This is a genomic window from Neobacillus niacini, assembly GCF_048572935.1.
Taxonomy (GTDB): Bacteria; Bacillota; Bacilli; order Bacillales; family Cytobacillaceae; genus Neobacillus; species Neobacillus niacini.
Genome location: NZ_CP183883.1, coordinates 4,133,520 through 4,155,015, shown reverse-complemented (window position 1 = coordinate 4,155,015; position 21,496 = coordinate 4,133,520). Strand labels below are relative to the sequence as shown.

General features: G+C 38.9%; 20 protein-coding genes. 12 read left to right on the top strand and 8 right to left on the bottom strand.

The annotated features are described in order from the left end of the window. Window positions 1–27 precede the first annotated feature (27 nt). Window positions 28–645 carry an NUDIX hydrolase gene (locus ACN6MT_RS20510; RefSeq protein ID WP_419887795.1) on the bottom strand — a complete coding sequence of 206 codons (618 nt, stop codon included), beginning with the start codon at window positions 643–645 and terminating at the stop codon, window positions 28–30. A gap of 273 nt (window positions 646–918) precedes the next feature. Between ACN6MT_RS20510 and ACN6MT_RS20505 the strand changes: the two genes are divergently transcribed. Then, on the top strand, window positions 919–1,587 hold the full coding sequence (locus tag ACN6MT_RS20505; protein ID WP_419887794.1) for a nitroreductase family protein: 669 nt from the start codon (window positions 919–921) through the stop codon (window positions 1,585–1,587). Window positions 1,588–1,726: 139 nt separating this feature from the next. On the opposite strand, the gene ACN6MT_RS20500 is transcribed toward ACN6MT_RS20505, so the two are convergent. Further along, window positions 1,727–2,662 (bottom strand): FkbM family methyltransferase, encoded by a 936-nt coding sequence (locus ACN6MT_RS20500; protein ID WP_419887793.1) that lies wholly within the window; start codon window positions 2,660–2,662, stop codon window positions 1,727–1,729. A gap of 297 nt (window positions 2,663–2,959) precedes the next feature. On the opposite strand from ACN6MT_RS20500, the gene ACN6MT_RS20495 reads away from it, so the two are divergent. The 3 genes from ACN6MT_RS20495 to ACN6MT_RS20485 all read left to right on the top strand — a co-directional run bounded on the left by ACN6MT_RS20495 (window position 2,960) and on the right by ACN6MT_RS20485 (window position 4,972). After that, the gene (locus ACN6MT_RS20495; RefSeq protein WP_419887792.1) at window positions 2,960–3,295 is read left to right on the top strand and encodes a YrdB family protein; all 336 of its coding nucleotides are present in this window, start codon (window positions 2,960–2,962) and stop codon (window positions 3,293–3,295) included. Between the two features lie 322 nt (window positions 3,296–3,617). After that, window positions 3,618–4,577, top strand: a complete 960-nt coding sequence (locus tag ACN6MT_RS20490; protein WP_419887791.1) for an SGNH/GDSL hydrolase family protein — start codon at window positions 3,618–3,620, stop codon at window positions 4,575–4,577. Window positions 4,578–4,813: 236 nt separating this feature from the next. Beyond that, a complete protein-coding gene (locus ACN6MT_RS20485; protein ID WP_157411742.1) occupies window positions 4,814–4,972 on the top strand; it encodes a hypothetical protein in 159 nt (52 codons plus the stop codon). 83 nt (window positions 4,973–5,055) lie between these two features. On the opposite strand, the gene ACN6MT_RS20480 is transcribed toward ACN6MT_RS20485, so the two are convergent. Next, window positions 5,056–6,168: a phosphotransferase gene (locus ACN6MT_RS20480; RefSeq protein WP_419887790.1), complete on the bottom strand. Its 1,113-nt coding sequence runs from the start codon at window positions 6,166–6,168 to the stop codon at window positions 5,056–5,058. Continuing rightward, the gene (locus tag ACN6MT_RS20475; RefSeq protein ID WP_419887789.1) at window positions 6,122–6,898 is read right to left on the bottom strand and encodes an arylamine N-acetyltransferase family protein; all 777 of its coding nucleotides are present in this window, start codon (window positions 6,896–6,898) and stop codon (window positions 6,122–6,124) included. The genes ACN6MT_RS20480 and ACN6MT_RS20475 overlap by 47 nt, the downstream gene beginning before the upstream one ends. Before the next feature lie 200 nt (window positions 6,899–7,098). Here ACN6MT_RS20475 and ACN6MT_RS20470 point away from each other — a divergent pair, with 200 nt between their 5' ends. Continuing rightward, a complete protein-coding gene (locus ACN6MT_RS20470; RefSeq protein ID WP_419887788.1) occupies window positions 7,099–7,686 on the top strand; it encodes a nucleotidyltransferase family protein in 588 nt (195 codons plus the stop codon). Window positions 7,687–7,961: 275 nt separating this feature from the next. Here ACN6MT_RS20470 and ACN6MT_RS20465 read toward each other — a convergent pair whose 3' ends face one another. Next, window positions 7,962–8,135: a hypothetical protein gene (locus ACN6MT_RS20465; RefSeq protein WP_157411743.1), complete on the bottom strand. Its 174-nt coding sequence runs from the start codon at window positions 8,133–8,135 to the stop codon at window positions 7,962–7,964. Window positions 8,136–8,498: 363 nt separating this feature from the next. On the opposite strand from ACN6MT_RS20465, the gene ACN6MT_RS20460 reads away from it, so the two are divergent. The 4 genes from ACN6MT_RS20460 to ACN6MT_RS20445 are packed head-to-tail and all read left to right on the top strand — an operon-like array spanning window position 8,499 to window position 12,808. Continuing rightward, on the top strand, window positions 8,499–10,661 hold the full coding sequence (locus ACN6MT_RS20460) for a xanthine dehydrogenase family protein molybdopterin-binding subunit (RefSeq protein WP_419887787.1): 2,163 nt from the start codon (window positions 8,499–8,501) through the stop codon (window positions 10,659–10,661). Further along, on the top strand, window positions 10,658–11,134 hold the full coding sequence (locus tag ACN6MT_RS20455; RefSeq protein WP_419887786.1) for a (2Fe-2S)-binding protein: 477 nt from the start codon (window positions 10,658–10,660) through the stop codon (window positions 11,132–11,134). Before ACN6MT_RS20460 ends, ACN6MT_RS20455 begins: the two co-directional genes overlap by 4 nt. Next, entirely contained in the window at window positions 11,119–11,988 is an 870-nt protein-coding gene (locus ACN6MT_RS20450) for an FAD binding domain-containing protein (protein ID WP_419887785.1), read from the top strand. The genes ACN6MT_RS20455 and ACN6MT_RS20450 overlap by 16 nt, the downstream gene beginning before the upstream one ends. A 34-nt stretch (window positions 11,989–12,022) precedes the next feature. Beyond that, window positions 12,023–12,808 (top strand): XdhC family protein, encoded by a 786-nt coding sequence (locus ACN6MT_RS20445; protein ID WP_419956497.1) that lies wholly within the window; start codon window positions 12,023–12,025, stop codon window positions 12,806–12,808. 63 nt (window positions 12,809–12,871) lie between these two features. Here the strand turns inward: ACN6MT_RS20445 and ACN6MT_RS20440 are convergent, their stop codons facing one another. The 3 genes from ACN6MT_RS20440 to ACN6MT_RS20430 are packed head-to-tail and all read right to left on the bottom strand — an operon-like array spanning window position 12,872 to window position 14,337. Beyond that, window positions 12,872–13,387: a DUF3189 family protein gene (locus ACN6MT_RS20440; protein WP_419887784.1), complete on the bottom strand. Its 516-nt coding sequence runs from the start codon at window positions 13,385–13,387 to the stop codon at window positions 12,872–12,874. A 42-nt stretch (window positions 13,388–13,429) separates the two neighbouring features. Then, window positions 13,430–14,038: a hypothetical protein gene (locus tag ACN6MT_RS20435; RefSeq protein WP_419887783.1), complete on the bottom strand. Its 609-nt coding sequence runs from the start codon at window positions 14,036–14,038 to the stop codon at window positions 13,430–13,432. A 23-nt stretch (window positions 14,039–14,061) separates the two neighbouring features. Next, complete coding sequence (locus tag ACN6MT_RS20430) at window positions 14,062–14,337, bottom strand: hypothetical protein (RefSeq protein WP_419887782.1); 276 nt, start codon at window positions 14,335–14,337, stop codon at window positions 14,062–14,064. Window positions 14,338–14,813: 476 nt separating this feature from the next. Between ACN6MT_RS20430 and ACN6MT_RS20425 the strand changes: the two genes are divergently transcribed. The 3 genes from ACN6MT_RS20425 to ACN6MT_RS20415 all read left to right on the top strand — a co-directional run bounded on the left by ACN6MT_RS20425 (window position 14,814) and on the right by ACN6MT_RS20415 (window position 21,485). Next, window positions 14,814–16,256 carry a DHA2 family efflux MFS transporter permease subunit gene (locus ACN6MT_RS20425; RefSeq protein ID WP_419887781.1) on the top strand — a complete coding sequence of 481 codons (1,443 nt, stop codon included), beginning with the start codon at window positions 14,814–14,816 and terminating at the stop codon, window positions 16,254–16,256. A 436-nt stretch (window positions 16,257–16,692) separates the two neighbouring features. Further along, window positions 16,693–20,850: a 5'-nucleotidase C-terminal domain-containing protein gene (locus ACN6MT_RS20420; protein WP_419887780.1), complete on the top strand. Its 4,158-nt coding sequence runs from the start codon at window positions 16,693–16,695 to the stop codon at window positions 20,848–20,850. A gap of 212 nt (window positions 20,851–21,062) precedes the next feature. Continuing rightward, complete coding sequence (locus tag ACN6MT_RS20415; protein ID WP_419887779.1) at window positions 21,063–21,485, top strand: MaoC family dehydratase; 423 nt, start codon at window positions 21,063–21,065, stop codon at window positions 21,483–21,485. Window positions 21,486–21,496 lie beyond the last annotated feature (11 nt).

Sequence of the window (21,496 nt, the reverse complement as noted above, 5' to 3'; positions counted from 1 at the left end):
GTTTCATACATTTACAGATTTCGTTGTTTAATCAAAATAAACAGCTTGATCGGGATTTTTTAAGTAGCTAAAAGCCATCCCGATTTGTGATTTTGTATTCCGAGCTGTTGACAAAGGAGGCAGTTCATTTTCAGCAAAGAACTTCACTTCACTTGTCTCGATTCCGAAAGCTTTTTGCCCGCTAATGATTTCGCATTGTATAAATATTTTATAAACATGAAAAGCAGATGGAGGGTGTGGATGGCACTTTTTATCGGTTACCGCTAGTACTCTGATTGGTTTTACAGTAAATCCTGCTTCTTCTTTTACTTCCTTAACAGCGACCTCACTTGGGGTATGTCCAATATCTGCCCAGCCGCCGGGTAAAGCCCAATTTCCATCGCTATTTTCACGCACCATCAGTATTTTATCATCCTGAAAAACCACTGCCCTAATATCTACTTTAGGAGTTGCGTAGCCAGTTTCACCTGCAAATAAATCTTTGATGACAGGCCTGTCCATCTCTGTATAATGAGCTAAAATGTCCACGCTGATATTTCTAATGAATTCAAATCTCTCCAAGTCATAAACATCTTTTGAATACGCCAATCCCGCCTGCGCAATGGATTGGAGCTGCTTCGCCCAATCCAGCCATTTAGGTTCCAATATCAACACTCCCAGCTTGTCTAATAATATTTACTATTATCATATATATGAAACAAACAAAATTTTGCTACAACTTGTTTGTTAGACATGATCATCATTAGCTGTATAAAGTTACTAAAGCATACCTTTTGACATTTTGGTTGAATGTGAGTAAGGTTACTTAGTGTGATACAGACATTAGAATAGAAAGTATCTTTAATGAGGTTAAAAAACCTCTAATTTTTCATCATAGAATTCATCAAAATCATCATGTCATTACTAGGAGGAATTACGATGTCAAACTCTCAAACTATAGAAAAAATGGAACAGCAAATGTTCTTAGATGTTATTCGTGAACGCCGCTCAGTCCGAGCATACGATCCAACTGTCCAGATTTCACGGGAAGAAATGACTGAAATATTAGAGCTCGCAACGTTGGCTCCATCGTCTTCAAACCTGCAGCCATGGCGTTTTCTCGTTATCGATAAACCAGAGTTGAAGGAAAAACTTTTGCCGATCGCGTTTAACCAACAACAAGTAGTCGAAGCTTCTGCCGTAATTGCGGTACTTGGCGATGTAGAAAGCTACAAGAAAGCTGAAAAAATTTATGGACAAGCTGCTGCTGCAGGGTTCATGCCGGTAGATACAGCTAACTCATTCATCGAAAGAACAGTTAACACATACTCAAACCTGTCTCCCGAAGTGGCTCGCCAAATTGTATTTACAGACGGAGGACTTATCTCCATGCAGCTCATGCTTGTTGCCCGTTCTAAAGGATATGATACGGTGCCAATGGGAGGATACGATAAGAAGAAGTTCGTAGAAGCGTTCGGAATCTCTGAGCAGTTTGTGCCAGTCATGCTTATTGCGATTGGTAAAGCAGCGAAACCAGGACATCCTACCACACGTCTTCCGATTGAAGATGTAGCGTTCTTTAACGAAATGCCATCGGTTAAAGAATGATATAATACAAAATATCACATAACCCCGTTCAATTTTAGAACGGGGTTATGTGTGCTTTAAATAGTAACAACAGCCTTCACTAGTTCTCTGGAAAAATGTTAGACGACTAATTACTAAATGGAAAAAACAATTCTAAAAACTAAGAAGCTGAAGAAAGTTTTAATAAATCTATTTGCTTTTTTACATCCTTCACTAAAATCAAATCTGTATGAACATAATTTGCCCCGAATAACTTGTGTAAATCGGATAGGGTTAATTGACTTCCATTTACTAGCTTATTTTTGAAATAGATGTAAACTGAAAAATTTTGCTGTAAAAACTGTAAAAAGTCATTTGCGTTCACCCCTGATTTTTCCACATACTCACTATTAAACTCAATAAAACCTAAGGCAGAAGCACTCTTACGAATTAACTCTGTCATTCCTTTTAAAACAAAAGCTTCATATCCTTCAACATCCACTTTAAATAAAATATTTTTGTTCATAGCATCTTCTTCAATGATCGAATCAATCGTAACAGAGCTAACAGTTGTTTTTTCAATCATATCGTGTGCAGGTCGATAGGCCGCAGAAGATGTACCAGACCAATGTTTATCTACATAAAACGTTTTTTCTTCTTCTTTATCTGCGGCAAAAACATTAAAGATTTTAATTTGCTCTTTATTTAGATGAGCGTCTCTTGAACGATGAATATACTTTAACAATTCTCGATTCGCTTCGATTCCATAAATGTGTGTGTGGTGAGGATAGTTTGTTGAGAAGATGCATTCTCCATAGTTTACTCCTACATCGATAACCAAATCTGGTGATAGTTCATTTACTGCTTTAATCCAGAAATTTGTCAAACGCTTCTGAGTCATCCCGTTGCTGACCAACAATGCTCTGCCACGATTTTCTTCTGAATTGACATAGATTTTATTGGAGGAAGGCAGCACAATTTCATTTGGTATTTTATGGTTATTCAAGGTCTTGTATTTAAGAAATATCCCTAAATCAATTAAAAGCTTCCATATCCTCGGGTGATTTTCCCACATTTTAAAAAAGAAAGTCCTTCCCGCAGCTGCTCTCTTGTTCATCGTTTCCCCCCTGTATATGCAAATAACTTCATTAAAAGAATTTTCTTTAACAGTTAAAAATCCCTTCAAAGTTCAGAAAGATTAACAATAAATTTACACTTATTTGTTACCCTTATAGTAGATCAACTTGCCGTCTTAGATGAAAATAATCCGAAGGACTTTAAAGAAAAACCCATTTAAGCACAAAGGGGGAGGGAAAAATAATGATGGCAGCGTGGAAACTGTAACAGTGAAAATACGAGAAATAGGAATATAATTAATCTGATGTTTTTAAAGAGTGGAATAGGGGGGATTTTCGTGCTGATAGTACAAAATATTAATCTAGCTGTAAGGTTCCTATTAGAATTATGTGCTTTAGCAGCAGTTGGATATTGGGGGTTTCAAACGGGGAATGGAATCATGAAGTGGGTGTTTGGGATTGGGTCACCTATTTTCCTAGCTATGATATGGGGTACATTTGGATCACCGAAAGCAATGATTGCGGTTCCAGCGCCATTGCATTTTTTCATTGAAATCATTGTGTTTGCGATAGCTGTTATTGCCTTATACGCTGCAGGGAAATTCCAGCTTGCTTGGATTTTCGGAATTTGTGTTGTGATAAATCGTCTGCTGATGTTTCTATGGAAACAATGATCATTTGTTCCGTCTGATCGAGTATCAGTCGGTCTTGGATGAGTGTAATTTAGTCTCTGATTTAACAGCCTTTGAACTTTCACCATTGGTTAGTTTAATTCATAATTTTATAGAATGAGTAGAAGAGTCCCGTTACAACCTTCGTAACGGGACCTTTTTTATGTAGCCAATGCTTCGTAGGAAGCATGAACCCATCTTATTGATTTACTAATATTTGTTGTCTTTTAGAATGTTGCCATGCATGATAAAATGAATAACTATATATTAGTAAGTTGTTTATTTTTAAGATTATCATTTTACAATTGTAATAGGTGTGATGGACTTGAAGCAAAAAAAATTAAAATGGATAAGTATAATAATTGGTACTTTAGTAGTAACCGGCTGCCTATATTTACTTCTGCAAGATAGTACTCAAACAAAGGTGGAATATGTAAAGGCGGTCGCTTCTGTTAGTCAAGAACAAACGAAAAAGACAGAAGATCGTACCGTTCAAGACGACAAACCTGAGGAAGAGGAACAAACCGAGCAGGTAGAAGTCACTGCTAAGCCAATAGCGGAAAATATTAAGGATAAGGTCAGGGAAGTACTGGAGGTTGCATTAGACTTTCTAAAGAAAGATCAACAAATTGTGGCAATAGGTGACTCTCTCACGGAAGGCATTGGGGATGAAACAGAAAATGGCGGTTATGTAGGGATTCTTAATAACACGTTTGAAGACAATAAACTAAATATCACTGTACAAAATTTCGGTAAAAAAGGAAACCGAACCGATCAGTTACTGAAAAGACTGGAGAATGAAGACATTGCTTCTGCCATTAAAGAAGCTGATATGGTCCTCATTACAATTGGTGCGAACGACATTATGAGTGTATTTAAATCCAATTTTATGAATGTTACGATGGAACCCTTCCAAGCGGAAAGGGTGAAATATATGGAGCGATTAAAGGCTATTTTTAATAAAATTAATGAGCTTAATCCAGATACCCAAATTTATTTAATTGGTTTTTACAATCCATTTGAACGGCATTTTGGAGAAATAAAAGAACTTGGCCTGATCGTAGACAATTGGAATGAGGCGGGTAAATCAGTTTCAGAAGAATACAAGAACGTAAGATTTATTCCAACAATCGACTTATTCAGTAATTCTACCATTGACTTATTGGCGGAAGATGAATTCCATCCAAACACAAGCGGGTATAAATTAATGGCCCAGCGGGTTTTAGATTATTTAAAGGAATCCAATAAAGAAACCGAGATGAACTCTGTAGAGGTATCACCTTAATCTTATCGCTAATGAGGCTAATTGCTCTGAAATGATCAACAAATTTTATTTGTTGGTCATTTTTTTGTTTAAAGGGATTATAAGTTCCACGAAAAAAGGTGGGTACAATAGAAGTGCACTTTGACAAATTTCGTTATGTTTTGGATAGTGCCATTTTATCAATTTAGGATCAAATAGGAAAAAGTTGTCAAATAAAGTAAAAATACCAATATAATAAAAACAAGGAGGTGTTAAGAATGATTTGGTTATTGATATTAATACCGGTTTTTATTGTTGGAGGTATTGCGATTTATTACGAAAAGAAATCTGGGATGTCCATTCCTGATGAAGATATACAAAGAGAGAAATTAGGGGAAGTAATGAAGGATAATTCTAGTGGGCCAGGGGTATTTTAAAACGCACATGACCGACATGGGGACGGTTCTTTTGGTTTAAACTTTAACAAAAGTTATCCAAAAGAACCGTCCCCATTACCTATTTATATCAACCAATTCCTACATAAAGTAATGAACTGCTTTTTATTTTCCTTAATCCATTTACAGCGTATCGCAGATTTCTGTATATACTCTTTAACGATATCAATGGAGCTGACCTTATCCAAATAACGACCTAGGAAGTGGATGAAAACATCGAGACTTCTGAGTTGGATAAGGATTGGAATGGCTTCGATCTCAGCTGCTGTCAATTTTAACGATTGCCCATAACCAGAAAGAAACGACTGAACTTTTGTCCAAATAATCGTTTCTTCTTTGCTAGGGTGGATAAAGTCAGATAAGCAAACAGCCAGTTCCATCACCCGCAAATCGTTCGTAACAAATTCAAAATCGAGTACGGCAGACACCATTCCATCTTCATTGACGAGAATGTTGGATGCATTTAAATCGCCGTGAACAAGCTGATGTGGCAATTTCCTTAATGTTGGGACTTGCTCTATAAAAGAAGTGAGCTGTTCATAGATCACTAATAATTCTTTTGTCTGTTCCGAAAACTCTAGTGGAGGGTTTTTACAAAAGTTAAAAATGTCCTGTATAGAACAACTAGGATGAGTACTTTCAATCTCATAATACGGTCTGTAGGCAGGACGCTGCTGGATTTGTACATGTGCCAGCGAAGCTGACAATAGACCAGCAGTTCTCCCGTAAGAATGAATTTCTACCAATTCAACCAGGGCAGGGTTGCTGCCATCTAAGTATTGAAATAAAGCGGCAATCTTTCCATCCCTAGTTCTGACAATCGTTTTTCCAACCCTTGATTCAATCGGCTTGGGTATAGAAAAAGTTAGTGGTAGTTCCGCTAAAACAACCAGAATGGAATGCTCGTAATTCACCTTTTCAACATCCTGGTGGGTTTCATAAACACGGAGAACATATAGCTCATTATCAACGCGAACAAAACGCGTGGTATTGTTTGCGCCACTTTGCCCAACCCATGTTACCCAGCTGCCTGTAGGAAAGTATTGTGCCAATATTTCATCTATGTATATTATCTTTTCTACCATTATAATCAGTAATCCTCTCCATAAGTCCCCATTGGATGTTTCTTCCTTAAAGGTTAAAATATTCTTTTTTAATTTCATGAAATCGTATTTCATCAATGTTTTCCTTTGTCAATGTGCTATCTACCCATTGTGTAAACGTAGTGTCCGTTAATGTTACGTTCCCTTTATCTGTGATCTTCGTGACTAGAGGCTTCTTATTAAATGCAGATTCAGGATGTTCCATGATAATTTTTTGCACTTCATTTAATTCAGATATAGTTTGAATTGGCTCTTTAGAATTAAAGGCGTAACCTATTTTCCAATCCTCATCTTTCCGATTTAATTTCATGTACAACTTATAATCTCCATGTTCACTTTCTGCACGTTCGACTCTAAATTCTCCATTGCTAGATACAACAGTTTCTCCGCTTAACGGAACAGGCTTTAATGGTAAATTCCCTCCGAATCCGGTATCAACCACGTAGGCCTGCCCATGATGAGTAATTAGATTGACCACATGAGTATTCCCAGTCCCACTCCATTGATGATTCATATGATTATAAGTGACTCCGCGAACTAAGGAGAGGGTAAAACCATTTTCATTTAAGAAAAGGTAGAGAATGGTATTAAGTTCGTAACAAAGCCCACCCTCGTTATGTTGTAGTATTTTTCTCGCTAAATTTTCTTTTGTAATTTCCTGCGTCCTATTTTCAATAATACATAAATTCTCAAAAGGAATCGTTTTTGCCGTCTTTTCAAGAACACGATCTAAATTATCAAATGTAATCACTTCATCTTGTGGGATACCTACTCTTTTACGGAATAGTTCATTAAAGGTGTTCATTCCAAGTCCTCCTTGATACCAACCTATCTCTCAAATGATAACAAAAAGCTCAAGGTAACCCAAATAAAAATAATCTTAGGCAGACCAATATTGCTAGTGGTAAAATAATGTAAAACGCCAGATGGACAGTTTCCTTTGGGGTTATTAAACAAAAAGTAGACAAATGAAACCGTCCACATGGTCTTGGCGAGGTGATAATAATGGAAGCAATTGTCTTAGCTGCTGGATATTCTAGCCGAGCAAATGCATTTAAAATGACGCTGCCACTGGGGCAAATCAGCGTGTTGGAGCGTACGATTTCTAAATTTGAAGGAGTATGCAGCAGAGTCATCGTCGTAGCCGGGTTTCATGCGGATCTCATCAATGAGGAAATGGCAAAAATCAATGATAAAAATAGCTATCCATTTCAAATGGAGGTTGTTTTTAATGAAAACTTTAACAAGGGCATGTTCACCTCTATTCAAAAGGGGTGTACGGAAGTAAAGACCCCAGCCTTCTTTATAACACCTGGAGATTGTCCGCTTGTTAAAAAAGAGACGATTCATCTGCTAGCAGAACACAAAGGGACCGTTGTAATCCCCAGCTATCATGTTAAAGGTGGACATCCTATTAAGTTATCAAAATTAGTAAAACAAAAAATTCTCGAATCCGACCCGCAGAGTAATTTACGTGTAGTCCTTAATGGTTTTAAGAAGGAATACATCAATGTAGATGACCCTGGAGTACTCATGGATCTGGATACGCAGGATGATTACCAACAAGCCATTGATTATTATAATAAAACTTGAGTGACTTGATATATTCCAGTTTAATTAGGGAACTTGATTCAATCAGTTTTCCTAGTTGAATGGGGTTGCTTTTTTTAATAGTTAACGTCCACAGGGTGAGTGTTTTTGGTTCCAAGCAGACAATAAGTAGTCCACTAGAACAGTCCCCAAGGTTCATAAAAATAAAAAGAGAACACAGTTCGGTAACAAGCGAATGTGTTCTCTTTTATTGATCTCGTATTAATCTTAAGAACATATAGTGTAGGATTTTCCTTTCAGTAAATTTTCTTTTAAGGTTAATCCGTATATCTAACACCTTTTAAAATCATATTGACCTTTGATTTAGTTTCACGGACAATATTTTTTTGAAATTCCTTTGCTTTTCTGAAGGCTTCCGTCATTCCTGACGCGATGATCTTTATTTCTTTGTTTCCCAATGGTTCTTCTAGAAGAAAAATATATTCTTTCATGCTGATACACCTCTTAAGTTGTAATATTAATATAATTATATACGAATTTGAAAGCGATTTCAACAATATTTTGTGAACGTTTTCACACTTTGATTAGGTTTGGTTTAGGATTATGAAAATGGGATCAAGTTAAACACTATTTGGACTTAGTAGTTAACTGGAAACGGTAACGTTAAATCAAAATTCCTTGTCTAGATACCTTACACAGTAGGGTAAATTTTGCCGATTTTAAAATATAATGAAAAGAACTAATTTCTTGATGAAAATTAATCATAAAACCTCATTCTAATCTATAAAATCGTAGGAAGAGGTTTCGATTAATAGTGTATTTTCTTTAAAAATGAGTCGAAGGGTGTTGTTGGAATGAATCTAAAAGACATAAGCACCTCAGTGCCCAAAAAGGACCATAAAGGTAAGGTATCTGGCCAGTTGGCCTATATTAGTGATTTGAAAGTGGAAAATATGGTTTATGGTGTTTTGTATCGGTCGCCCATTGCATATGGGAAAATCAAATCCATTCAGGTACCAGACCTTCCTCTAGGATATGAAGTGGTTGGTGCAGAAGATATCCCCGGACCGAATTATGTCAAAATTATTAAAGAAGACCAGCCCATTTTTGCCAATGAGTGGGTCAATTATATTGGTGAGCCGATTCTCATGCTCGTAGGTAAAGACCTCGATATCCTCTACGGTCTACTTGAAAAAGTAAAGATTGAATGGGAAGAATATCAGGCTATTTTTACACTTGAAGAAGCCATCAAACAAAAGGCCGCACCTGGTGTTACGATGGCAAACTATGAATTTGGGGAAAGCCTGGAAATTATTTCAGCAATCGAGCAGGGCGCCCACCAAATTATCGAAGAAGAATATGATACCGGTTATCAGGAGCATGTTTACCTCGAGCCACAAGGAATGCTAGGCATTTATAAAGATGATGAGATTGTCGTCCAGGGATCGATGCAATGTCTCTACTATATAAAAAATGCATTGATTACTGCTTTAGACTGTGGCGATGATGACGTAAGGGTGGTTCAAAGTCCGACTGGCGGAGGGTTTGGCGGCAAAGAAGAGTTTCCGTCAATGATGGCGTGTCATGTAGCCGTTGCTGCAAAAGCGGTCAAAAAATCGGTCATGCTCGTATTCGACCGTTCCGAGGATATGGTCGTTACCACGAAAAGACATCCTGCCAAACTTAAATATCGAACAGCACTTGATAAGGAAGGAAATATTTTGAGCATGTGTGTAGAGGTATATCTCGATGGCGGAGCAAATGTTGGATTGAGTTCAGTCGTGCTGCAGCGCGCATTACTAAACAGTGCCGGCGTGTATAAGATTCCACATTTTCATGCAAAAGGATATGTGTTAAAAACTCACACAGTTCCAAACGGTGCCTTCAGAGGATTTGGTGCACCACAAAGCTTTGCAGGGATTGAAAGTCATATCGGTCACCTTAGTAAACGAGCAAATATTGACCCACTTGAGTATAAACGAAAATACCTCGTCAAACAGGGAGACCCCACCATCACCAAAGGAAATTTCCGCGACCCAATCTTAATGGAAGAAATGATTGAGGACTTGCTAAACACAACCGATTATAAAAAGAAAAAAGCGGAGTTTCAAATGTTCAATCATCATAATCAACGCTATAAAAAAGGAATCGGAACGTCCTTATTCCTCCATGGCTGCGGATTTACAGGCAGCGGTGAACGAGATCATATAAAAGCAACGGTTAAGCTCTTTAAATCAAAGGACGACCTGGTATCACTGAAAATCTCAAACTCTGACATGGGACAAGGCATTTATACGACACTTAGTAAAATTGTCGCAAAGGAATTAGACCTCCCATACGAAAAAGTCTCTTACCCTTATCCCGATACAAAAGAGGTTCCAGACTCAGGACCAACAGTAGCCTCCAGAACGACCATGATTGTAGGGAAACTGCTTGAACGAGCCGCCAAAAAACTGAAGGCTCAGTGGCAAAACGGCGTGGAACAGGAAGTAACGGAGAACTATGTTCATCGTGAAATGATTCCCTGGAATGAGTTGACCTTCACAGGAGACGCCTATCCCGCTTATTCTTGGGGCGTGAATTTTGTGGAAGTAGAGGTGGATACGTTAACAGGTAATGTAAAGTTGGAAAACGTTTATGCCAATTATGAAGTGGGGAAGGTCATTGATGACCGGGTCATGAAGGGGCAAATTGACGGTGGTTTAGCGCAAGGATTAGCGTATGGTTATCTAGAAAAAATGACGTCAAAAGAAGGCAGAATCCAACAAAAAAGCATAACTGATTATGGACCCCCAACTTCTATGGACGTTGTTTCAATCCAAAGCAAGGTGTTTGATAATCCCTATGCCGACGGTCCATACGGGGCGAAGGGTGCAGGTGAATTGACATTAATCGGCGGCGCTCCAGCAGTCCAAGCGGCAATCGAGGATGCGCTGCAAACTCCTTTTCAGCAAATACCGATTACACCCGAAGTCATTATCGAAAGTCTTTGCTTGAGAGAAGGTGAGGAAGGATGATTACATTTACCCTGAATGGAAGAAAAGTAGAAACAGACGCACCACCTACAGCAAGATTACTAGATGTCATCAGAGATGAGTATCTGTTAATTGGAACTAAGGAAGGGTGCGGCGAAGGCGAATGCGGAGCCTGCAGTATTTTTGTCAATAACCTTCTGCAAAATAGCTGCCTGATTCCAATCGGTTCGATTGAAGGAGCCGAGATCGTCACGATAGAAGGAATCATGGAGTCAGATCAATTTAAGATTTTAGATGAGAGCTATTCGGAAGCCGGAGGAGTCCAATGCGGTTATTGTATTCCTGGGATGGTTATGGCAAGTGCAGCTTTATTAGCGCAAAACCCTCATCCTTCAGAGGCTGAAATTCGTGAAGGGATTTCCGGAAATTTGTGCAGATGTACGGGCTACAATATGATTGTCGACGCGATCAATCTGGCAGCGAAAAAAGGGGACGGCTTATGGCAGAAAAAATAATCGCCTATCGTTTCGATCAAGTTGATCAAACCTTGAGTCAATTGAATAAAGAGAACTGTTTAATTATGGCAGGTGGGACCGACTTGATGGTCCTTCACAAAAGTCGCAGGGGAGTACCTCCAAAAATCCAGAAACCAATTATTTTTATTGATCACCTTTCCGAATTAAAACGGATGTATAAAAATGGTAAGGATCTGCATATCGGTGCCTGTTGCACCTATAGTGAATTACTCGAAGCCCCGTTAATCCCATTACCTTTAAAGAAAGCAATCAAAACAATTGCGGCACCGGCCATTCGAAACAGAGGGACGTTGGGAGGGAATATTTGTAACGCTTCTCCAGCTGGCGACACACTGCCGTTATTATATGTATACAACGCAAAACTAGTGCTGCGCTCCGTTTCAGGTGATCGAATCGTAGCCATTAGCGATTTTATTCAAGGTGTGCGAAGGGTTGACCGAGGGTCAAATGAAATACTAGCTGAAATCATCTTGCCTTCCGTATTAGAAGAGGGTGCATATGTTGTTTTTGAGAAAGTCGGCAACCGTAATGCAGATGCGATTGCCAAAGTAGGGTTTGCAGGATATATCCGAACAAATGGTGAGGTCATTAAGGATATTCGTTTTGCATTCGGGGCGGTTGGACCTACGATGGTACGTTCTGTTGATATGGAGAAGAAGCTGATTGGGAAGACAATACCTTTAGCAGATGCGGACATCGCGCAAGTTTTGTCCGCATTCGATAAAATCATTAAACCGATAGACGATCAACGCTCCACTGCTAGATATAGAAAAACAGTCGCCTTAAACCTTTTACGATATTTTTTAAGCAGTAAACAGTATCAACACAATTAATGTTTTTAAAAGGGGGGAGCTAGACTTGCTACTGATGGAAAAAGTCGCCATGCTGAATCGTCAAAATGAAACCTTTGCATTAGCCATGATTATTGAATCAAAGGGCTCAACTCCCAGGCATGTTGGAAAAATGATTGTATACCGCGATGGTACAATAGAAGGCACAGTCGGCGGTGGCTTGGCCGAGCACTATATTATTGAAGAGAGTGTAAAGGCGCTTCAAATGGGGAAATCGAGAATCGTACAATACAAGTTGAATAAACATGCGAAAGACGGAATTCAAATGAATTGTGGCGGAACGTTGCAAGTGTTTATTGAAGTTTATCAAAGCAGGCCAGAACTTATATTAGCTGGCGCCGGGCATCTTGCTGCTGCACTGGCAAAGCTCGCGGATATGCTCGAATATCCCTATTGCGTGGTTGATGACCGCATTGGTTATGCCACAAAGGAACGCTTTCCCCATGCAACTAATATTTTTGTCCATGAGGATATTGGAGAGGCTTTACTTCAAGCCAGTCCTTCTGAAAAGTCTTATGTGATTATTGTGACAAAGGATCGTGATGATATCGTATTAAAAACAGCACTTCAGTTTCCGATTGCCTATGTTGGGATGGTTGCAAGCAAGCGCAAAACGATAACAATTTTTGAAAAATTAAAAAGTGAAGGCGTACCGGGTGAACAGCTGGAGCAGGTTCATTCGCCAATTGGATTGGAAATAGGTTCTGAAACCACAGAGGAAATTGCCGTCAGTATTATTGGGGAAATCATCAAACTAACCCGGGAAAGTAAGCCTGTAAAAGTGAAGCAGTTAAATAGATAATGAGAGAAACAAAGTCAAAAGAGGAGAATCCATGTGGGTTTTCCTCTTTTTTATATACTCACTTCAAACTTTATAAACTTCGTTTTCTAAAATGATCACTTTTTCATTAAAACTGGAATTCCCAACTTGTATCGTGTTTTGTACCAACCGATAAATCGTATCACAGGATTGCTTGGCACCAGTTACTAACAACGGGACACCAATGAAATCAATGTGCAATTTTCTCGAAAATAAACCACCAAATGACATGGTAAGTGGTACGGTAGGTGATGTATTAGAGAAAATGATTTTTTCATCTATATGAAACTTTTCTATTAGCAGTAAAGAAATTTCTCTCAATGAAGGGACAACAAGTTTGTTCCGTTTCCGTCCTATGGTATATACGGAGTTACCATTTTCATCAGTCCCGTGAAATAACAGTTTTCCAAAATCCTTATTTGTCAGTTGGTTGAAAAATTTTACATTTAATATTTCTTCTGTGGTTAATTTTCTTTCCGATTGGGGTAGTTGTTTTAGATGATAGGCGGCAGCCAAAGCGGTTGAATGTGTTCCAGCAAAATCATTATAAATATAAATCAAAGGTATCATCCCCTAAGTAATACTACATCAATATGGCAACAACTAGTAACTAGAAAAATTCCTTCTTTGCTCGAAGGGAAATAGAAATGTTTTAAAATTCTTTGAAAGGTAATAATGGAAGACAGCTATTATTCCTCCAATGAAATCGGATAGTAAATCAAGGTTTGTATCTAGCAGACTCGGTTGATTTTTTATCTTCGGATGGTACACTTCATCGTCCATAAACTCCATTAATTCATAAATCGTTCCCAGTGCTAATGCAAGACTAATGAATAAAATAATGGTTAGTCGTTTGCTGGTTAATTTTATTTGAATAAATTGCTGAAGAACAAAAAAGATCCAAAGTGTTAAGGCGTAGGTTCCAAAAATATGCTGGAATCGGTCGTATACCTGAGAGGTCACAAATAAGTTAAAATATTCACCTAGTATGTCGTTAAACGTAATAGAAAGTAAAGTAACAACTCGAATATAAAAAGGAATCCGCCAGTTCGCTTTTTTTTCTACAATCATATAGACAAGCCAAAAGATAAGATTTCCAGAAGCCATTCGCATATAGTCGAAATTTTTTATTTTAAAAAAAGCTATAATACAAATGATTTGTATCATGATAAAAATGATATCGACACCTTTTTCATAATGTTTGTGTGACACCTCAGATTTTTTCCTTTCTTCAATCATTTCTGTTTTCTATATGTCAAAAAAGTTGTTTTTAATGAGGCATAAGAACCAATGGCGGCATATCCATAAAACCACCCCATAAAAAGACCAGCAAATATATGGTGACGATGGCTAATAAAAACGGAAATGATAAGACCAATAATAAGAGCGATTGTGGGAACATAAATCTTTTTTACCTTTAATAAAACTTTTATTAGTTGTGTAACTACCATGACAACTGGAACGGCAATCACTGCGTCCCAAAAGTTCGTATGGATTGTAGGAAAGTCCACACCCAAACACCCGCTCACTTTAGGATTTGCTAAACCATTGAACTCAAAACATTGCTAAAAATATATATCAACATTACTATTTACAAGTTCGTCCTATTTTATGAGTCGTATAAGTGTGGCAGCGTGTAGAAATTGATGGATTGTTGAGGTAAAAGCGTACAGTTTATACAAAAAAGCGTACAGGTTATACGAAAAAGTGTACAGTTTATACAAAAAGGCGTACAGTTTATACAAAAAAGCGTACAGGTTATACGAAAAAGCGTACAGTTTAAACAAAAAAAAGTACAGTTTATACAAAAAAGCATACAGCTTCTACAAAAAGCGTACAGGTTATACGAAAAAGCATACAGTTTCAACAAAAAAAAATACAGCTTCTACAATAATGTAGCAGTAATCTTCTCTAAAACATTTCATTGGAATTTACAGGGAAAACAAGGTAATCTGTAACAGTATCTTTTTTATAGGGAGTTGGATGAATGAAGAGTTCGAAGAATAAGCAATCGATGATCGTGGGCCTTTTGCTCGCTGGGGCTTTTATCGCGATTTTGAATCAAACGCTGATGATAACAGCAATCCCTCCAATCATGGATGAAATGAACGTTACCGCTAATAGTGCACAATGGCTGACCACAGTCTTTATGTTAGTAAATGGGATTATGATTCCAATCAGTGCCTTTTTATTAGAGAAATTTACCACAAGACAGTTATTTCTAGCTGCTATGAGTGTTTTTACAGTAGGAACGCTTGTCGGTGGGCTTGCTCCTAATTTTGAAATTCTTCTTTTGGGAAGGGTCATTCAATCTGTAGGAGCGGGTGTCATGCTGCCATTAATGACCACCGTATTCTTACTGATTTTCCCGGTTAATAAGCGCGGCTCAGCAATGGGTCTTGTCGGCCTTGTGATATCCTTTGCACCAGCCATCGGACCTGCATTGTCTGGCTGGGTGACATCGCAATTTTCATGGAGAGTGTTATTTTTTATTATTTTGCCTATTGCACTTATCGATATAGTTGTCGCTTTCCGTTTCTTGAAAAATGTCACAGAAATCTCCAAGCCAAAAGTGGATGTCATTTCGATCCTATTATCGTCATTTGGTTTTGGCGGGCTGCTTTATGGATTTACAAGTGCCGGAAATTACGGCTGGTCTCATGCTGCAACCCTATTATCACTCACAATTGGCGGTATATCACTGATTGTATTTATTTTCCGCCAATTAAGACTGAAGCATCCGATGCTGGAATTTCGTGTTTTTACGTTTTCAATCTTCCCTTTTGCCATCGCAATTGGGATGATCAGCTTCATGGGCTTGATCGGAGCAGAAACCATTATCCCGCTCTTTATGCAAAATATGAGAGAGTTTTCTGCCTTTGAGGCGGGGCTTGCCTTATTGCCCGGAGCAGTGATTAGCGGGATTATGTCACCGATTGTTGGAAGAATATTTGATAAAGTCGGAGCTAAATGGCTCGTGCTGATTGGGTTAACCATCATGAGTGCTGCTTCATTTGCATTTACGACTTTAAGTCCGTCGACCACGTTGACCTATATTATGGTCCTCTATGGAATTCGAATGTTCGGTCTTTCCATGGTCATGATGCCAGTCTCAACCGCTGCCTTGAATCAGTTGCCAAAACGATTAATTTCCCATGGGGCGGCGATGGATAATACGATGAAAATGATTGCGGCTTCGGTAGGAACGGCCATTCTTGTTACCGTGATGACCACAACTGCAGAAACAGCAAAACATCGCCCGGACATTGCCTATCCAGATATACACGGAGCGAACATCGCCTTTATGGTTGTTTCCATTCTATCTTTAGTAGGACTGATTCTTACCTTTTTCATTAAGCATAACCGCCAGGCAGAGGATGAGGTTGATGGAAAAAGCCAAAGAAATGTACGAGTGAAACTTCAGGAGTAGGGGCTTAGTTTACCCATAATAAAAAATTCATTAAGAGAAGGAAACGTTTCTTACATTTTTGTAAGGAGCGTTTTTTTTATATTTCTTTAAGGACTAACAAAAGGCTTTTAAGTCCGAATATTTTAATTCTAGCAATTAACGAAAGTCTAGGAGGAAGGTTATGGGAATTTGTTCTCATTAAAGAATAAGTGATAAATAGTATTATAGTGATGTAGTATTGTGTATTTACTATTTTATTGTGTAAAGATTATTAATAATTTGTATAAAAGAGGTAAAGTTTTCGTTAAATAGAACGAAAAAGCAGGGAGAAATGGTAATTTAGGAATATAGCTGTGGTACTTCCCTAGATAGGAAAGGAGGAAGGTTTACTAGATTAGGTAAAATTTGTGGAAGTGCTGCTTTTATAGAAGTAAATAGATTTAGAGGAGGAATACTCTTGAAGAAACTAAAAAAACAGTTTTTTGCTATAACAACCATGTTGGTCATGTTGATAGGGATGGTCCTACCTTATCGAGCACAAGCGGCTGAAACGATTACGGTTGCAGAAGCCATTGCGAATAATTCTGGAACAGCAACAGTTGCAGGTTACATAGTAGCCCATACTACTAGTGGGCCAACATTTAACTTTACGGGTCCATTCGTGGATGATTATAACTTAGCGATTGCGGATTCGCCGACAGAAACCGATAAATCTAAAATACTTCCAGTGCAGCTTCCTAGTAGTTTCCGTTCGACATTTGGTTTAAAATCTAACCCTTCGAATATTGGAAAGAAAGTTGTTATTACAGGTTCACTTGAATCTTACTTCACTGTACCTGGTCTAAAATCTCCAACCGCCATGTCCTTTTATGGCACAACCCCACCTCCAGGTGAAGATCCTGTAGATGGCATACCAGGACTAAAGATAAGTGACATTCAAGGTCAATCACACACTTCACCGTATAAAGATAAAAATGTAGTAGATGTACCCGGGGTGGTGACCCATGTAGTAGACAGCAGTAATTTCTACATGCAAGATCCAAATTCAGATGACAATTCACAAACATCAGAAGGCATTCTTGTTTACAAGCCGACTCATAGTGTTGCTGTCGGGGACGGTGTAACCGTTTCAGGACTTGTAAAAGAGTGGGTATTAGATGGTTATGCCGAGAAACTCAAAACGGATTTAGCGATGACAGAAATTAATGCCCAATCCGGTAAAATTACTAAGGTTTCTAGTGGAAATGAACTTCCGACTCCAATCGTAATCGGTAAGGACGTGATTCCACCGACTTCTGTCATTGATAATGACCAATTAGGAACATTTGATCCAGCAGAAGACGGCATTGATTTTTATGAAAGCCTTGAAGGAATGCTTGTTTCCCTTGAAAACCCAACGGTAACGGGTCCTCGAAAATATGGTGAAGTACCTGTCATTACGGGTCAAGTGGATGGCAAAGCCTACACAAAAGAAGGAACGCCTCTTTTAACAAAAGAAAATCAAAATCCTGAGAAAATGCTTCTTCAACTGGATGACCGCAGCTATGTAACGAAAGCTGGTGACTCTTTTGATGGAACCGTCACAGGAGTGGTTAGCTATACGTTTAGTAACTTTAAGATTCTCACAAAAGCAGCTGATTTACCAAAGCTAATCCAACGTGAAAGAACAAATGAAATAACGACGATTCAAAAAGAAGAAGATAAACTCACCATCGCTGGCTACAATATCGAAAACTTCGCGGCTTCAGATACTGTTAAACGCGATAAGCTGGCGAAATCAATGGTCGAGAACTTAGGCTCTCCAGATATTATTGGTCTAGTTGAGGTTCTTGATGAAAGTGGTGAAACAAATAATGGTGTTGTCAAAGCGGATGCAAACTATAAGGCATTAAGCGATGCCATTCAAGGTTTTGGAGGACCAGCCTATGCTTGGACAGAAATTGCTCCTGAGGACGGTAAGGATGGCGGAGTTCCAGGAGGTAATATCCGTGTAGGTTATTTATACAATCCTGATCGTGTGACGCTAAATGAGGCACCAAAGGGAAATGCCACAAGTGCTGTTGCCTATGAAAATGATTCATTAACATTAAACCCTGGCCGCATTGACCCAACAAACGCTGCATTCAATAGCAGCCGAAAGCCATTGGCAGCGGAATTTACTTTCCAAGGCGAAGAAGTCATTGTCATTAACAATCACTTCAACTCAAAAGGCGGCGACCAGCCTTTATTTGGAAAAAATCAACCGCCGTACCTTGAAAGTGAAGCACAGCGTGTGCAAATAGCGACCATCGTTAATAATTTTGTCTCTGACATAAGAGAAAAGAACGAAGAAGCGAATGTAGTGGTATTGGGTGACTTAAACGATTTTGAGTTTTCGGCACCACTAGCAGCACTAAAAGGTGATGATTTAACCAACTTAGTTGAAACGCTTCCAGCTTCCGAAAGATACACCTATAACTATCAAGGAAATGCACAAGTATTGGATCATATTCTAGTATCCAATAACTTAGCTGAGGCAGCGCAGCTCGATATCGTGAACTTTAACTCTCCATATATGGAAGAGCATGGCCGTGCGAGTGACCATGATGCACTTGTAGCTCAGTTAGATTTGGCTGTAGAGGAAAGACCATTTACGCTGTCGCTTCTTCATACAAATGATACACATGCATATGTGGAGCAATTCCCACGTCTCATTACAGCCGTGAACGAATTGCGTTCCCAAAAGGAAAACAGCTTGTTGTTAAACGCAGGGGATGTGTTTTCAGGAACCTTGTATTTCAGACAGTATTCAGGTCTAGCAGACTTATATTTTATGAATCAATTAGGCTTTGATGCGATGACACTTGGAAATCATGAGTTTGATAAGGATTCGGCGACGCTGGCGAACTTTATCAAGCAAGCTAAATTCCCAATTGTGTCTTCCAACGTAAATATGGCAAATGACGCTGACTTAGGACCAATATTCAATACCTCAATAGGTGGAACGAATGAACTAGGAGAAATCTTCCCGGCAATCATTAAAGAAGTGGATGGAGAAGAGGTAGGGATCTTTGGATTAACGACAGAAGATACAGCGTTCCTAGCGAATCCTAGCGATGATATTGTATTTGAAAATGCAGTAGAAAAAGCCAATGAGATAATTGATCGGCTTAAAGCACAAGGTGTAGACAAAATTATTGCACTATCCCACTTAGGTTATCAACCAGATTTGGATTTAGCTGAAAAGGTAGACGGTATTGACGTGATTGTTGGCGGACATTCCCATACAAAACTAGATGCACCGGTAGTAGTAGAAAAAGAGGAGCCGACGTTAATCGTTCAAGCTAATGAGTATTTAAAATACCTTGGTGTTCTTGATGTAACATTCGATGAAAATGGTGTAGTAGCCAATTACACAGGCGAACTTAAGGATTTAACTAAGTATGCAGAGGACGCGGCTGCTAAGGCAAAGGTCGAGGAATTCAGAGCTCCATTAACAGAACTACAAAAACAAATAGTAGGAAATACATCCGTTCCGTTAAACGGTGAACGTGCAGAGGTTCGAAGTAAGGAAACCAATCTAGGAAACTTAATTGCCGACGGAATGGCAGCAACAGCAAATGAGTTCCTCCCAACCTATATTGCGATGCAAAATGGCGGCGGAATCCGTGCCTCTATTGATCAGGGAGATATCACATTAGGAGAAGTGTTAACAGTACTGCCATTCGGTAACAACCTTGTGACGCTTGACCTGACAGGAGAAGAAATTCTTGCAGCGTTAGAGCACAGTGTGAGTGCACCTGGTCAAGGTTCCTTCATGCAGGTTTCAGGGATAAAGTTCAAGTACGATCCTGCGAAGTCTGTTGGTGAACGCGTCTGGCATGTTGAGGCATTAACGGCTGATGGATATGAAGAACTTCAGATGGATAAACTGTATCGTGTAGCAACGAATGCCTTCACTGCAGACGGCGGCGATGGATATAGCATGTTTAAAACTGCGAAGGACGAAGGGCGTATCGCAGAGTTATACATTGTCGATTTTGAAGTGTTTACATCTTATTTAGAGAAGGTCAATCCTGTATCACCAGTGGTAGAAGGTAGAATTGTACAAGAAGTTTCGGATAGCACAGCTCCAGAGGCTCCTATTGTAAATGAAGTTACAGATCAATCGACACAGGTTACTGGAGCGACAGAACCAGGAGCACATGTTAAAGTGTTTGTTAATGGTACTCTTATAGGATCTGGTCCTGCATTAGAGAATGGTAGTTTCGTCATCGAGATTGCAAAACAGGCAGTTGGAACAGAGCTTGCAGTTACGGCAACAGATGCTACAGGGAATGTAAGTGAAACGACAGTAGTGACGGTTATCGACGTAACACCACCTGAAGCTCCGCAAGTGAATCCTGTCATTCATAATGATACGTTTGTCACTGGCTCAACAGAAGCTGGTGCAACGGTCAAAGTCATGATGGGCAAGGTCGAGCTAGGCACAACGACAGCAGATCAGAATGGTCAATTTAAGATAGCTGTACCAAAGCAAAAACATAAGAATCTATTAACAGTAACGGCTATTGACACAGCAGGAAATGTTAGTCAGGAAACGATTGTGGACGTCTTAAAGAAAAACGGTAAGTAAAATAGAAGGCAGGTTGCTTTTTTAGGCAGTCTGCCTTTTGTTATGAGAACCTTAACCAAAAAACGTAATCGTAACAACCTGTAAAGTATCCTAAACATTAATTGTTAAGAATGCTTTACAGGTTTTTTTATAGGTGTAAATGAAAGAGCTGAGAGGATAGTAGATTGGAAGTTGGCACGAAAGTTGCATTAAGTTAAATATGAGGTGATGAGATGAAATTTGATGAGTTAGCCATTGGACAGAAGTTTGAAACATCGTCATATAAGGTGGGCAAGGAAGAAATTATCGCATTCGCTAGCCAATTTGATCCACAGTACATGCATATTGATGAGGAAAAAGCGAAACAAAGCCGATTTAAAGGCATTATCGCTTCAGGGCTGCATACATTAAGTCTTTCATTTAAGTTATGGGTCGAAGCGGGAGTACTCGGTGAAGATGTCATCGCTGGTACAGGTGTCAATAATCTTAAATTTACCAAACCGGTGTTTCCGGACGATGTCCTTTATGTAACTACAGAGGTAATAAAAAAGGAAGAAAGAAAAGGGTCTGGTGAAGTTACTTTATTGCTATCAAGTTTTAAAAATAATGGTGAACAAGTATTACGAGCAGAAATCTCTGCACTTGTATCAAAATAAATATTTGAAGG